This is a genomic window from Sphingobacteriales bacterium, assembly GCA_012517435.1.
Taxonomy (GTDB): domain Bacteria; phylum Bacteroidota; class Bacteroidia; order CAILMK01; family JAAYUY01; genus JAAYUY01.
The window spans coordinates 1-1875 of sequence record JAAYUY010000033.1; the positions used below are offsets into that span (position 1 = coordinate 1).

The 1875-nt window shown below is 39.9% G+C and carries 2 protein-coding genes; one reads left to right on the plus strand and one right to left on the minus strand.

What is annotated here, in order from left to right:
• Positions 1-1377, minus strand: a 1377-nt coding sequence (locus GX437_02075) for a methylmalonyl-CoA mutase (protein NLJ06436.1), incomplete at its 3' end; no start/stop codon positions are given.
• Between the two features lie 24 nt (positions 1378-1401).
• Between GX437_02075 and GX437_02080 the strand changes: the two genes are divergently transcribed.
• On the plus strand, positions 1402-1677 hold the full coding sequence (locus GX437_02080; GenBank protein ID NLJ06437.1) for a hypothetical protein: 276 nt from the start codon (positions 1402-1404) through the stop codon (positions 1675-1677).
• Positions 1678-1875: the final 198 nt, after the last annotated feature.

Sequence of the window (1875 nt, forward strand, 5' to 3'; positions counted from 1 at the left end):
GATTCCCTGAAGCTGATGAGCTATTTCAGCCTGTTTTTCTGTCCAGTCATTATAATTTCTGATCGTTTCACTGATTTCTGACAAATACCTGGTTCGGTTTGCCGGTATGATGAATATCTTTTCCGACATTTCTTCACTATGTTCAAATGAAGTATGGAATGTTTTGCCTGTTTTCTCAGCTATTTTCTGTATGATAGCCCTGTATAACTGATTAACCCCGGGATCATTGAATTGTGAAGCAATTGTCCCGAAAACAGGCATTTCATCCAGATTTTTTTCCCATAACTGATGATTCCGCTGATACTGTTTTTTGACATCCCTCAGGGCATCCATGGCTCCTCTGTGATCAAACTTGTTTAATGCAATTACATCAGCAAAATCAAGCATATCAATCTTTTCAAGCTGAGAAGCGGCACCATAGTCCGGTGTCATCACGTATAAGGATACATCGCTGTGATCGACAATTTCTGTATCGGATTGACCAATTCCGGATGTTTCGAGAATGATCAGGTCAAACTTTGCTTTTGATAAAATACAAATGGCATCTTTTACATATTTCGACATGGCCAGATTAGACTGACGTGTTGCCAGTGACCGCATATACACCCTTGGAGAATGGATGGAATTCATTCGTATTCTGTCGCCAAGGAGAGCGCCTCCCGTTTTTCGTTTTGTCGGATCTACCGAAATGATTGCCAGCGTTTTATCCGGAAAATCTTCCAAAAATCTTCTGACCAGTTCATCCACCATTGAGGATTTTCCGGCACCACCCGTGCCTGTAATTCCAAGAACCGGTGTTTCACTGCATTTTCTGTCTTCAGCAAAGTCAAGGTGATATTGCTTCAGCGTTTCCGGAAAGTTTTCCGCAGCTGAAATAAGCCGGGCAATGGATTTAAAATCTTTTTTATCCAGATTCTGAATTTCACCATTCAACTGATTCCTTAGCGGAAAATCAGATTTCATCAACAAATCATTAATCATTCCCTGCAAACCCATCGCACGGCCATCATCGGGAGAATAAATTCTCGTGATTCCATACGCATGAAGTTCTTCAATCTCTTCGGGAAGAATAACGCCACCTCCTCCTCCAAAAATTTTGATGTGTCCGCATCCTGCCTGCTGAAGCAGGTCATACATATATTTAAAAAACTCAATATGCCCGCCCTGATAGGAGGTGATAGCTATGGCCTGAACATCTTCCTGAATGGCACAATCCACAATTTCCTGCACTGAACGATCGTGTCCCAGATGAATAACTTCCGCACCGCTTGCCTGAATGATCCTCCTCATGATATTGATAGCAGCATCATGCCCGTCAAACAATGAGGCTGCTGTAACAATTCTGATATGATTTTTTGGTTTATATACGTCTGTCATAAGCTAGTTATCAGATGATTTTTCATGGCAAAGATAAAGGGAATAGAAAAATGTGGAAAATCAGTGATTCATAATTTGAATCAGAGAAAGGTTTGGGCTCATAATGAATTTCGTTATTTTGACAACATAGAACCCGAAGATTGGGAATACCAGATCGGAGGTTACAAAGTCCTTTACCAATACCTCAAATCCCGCAAAGGCAGGCAAATGGAAGATCCGGGACATTTTTGCAGAATAGTTGAAGCATTGAAAAATACTATAAAATTGCAGACTCATTTGTCAGCTTTTGTGGTTTTCTGACAACTGACATATTATATCAAAATAAAATTGTTAATGGACGTAATTTCAGGGATTTAGACATAAAAAAACCCCGTCTCTGTTTTGGACGGGGGAACTGATCTGTGACTGTTGCTGTAACTCAAGAATGATGACACAAAAGTATTATTCCTCTAATGGGGTTTGCAAATTATTTTTTATTTTTTTTTGCAATACACAGAA

Bases quoted from the DNA above. Each gene is read 5' to 3' on its own strand.
- GX437_02080 (NLJ06437.1), top strand. From the start codon at position 1,402: ATGGCAAAGATAAAGGGAATAGAAAAATGTGGAAAATCAGTGATTCAT.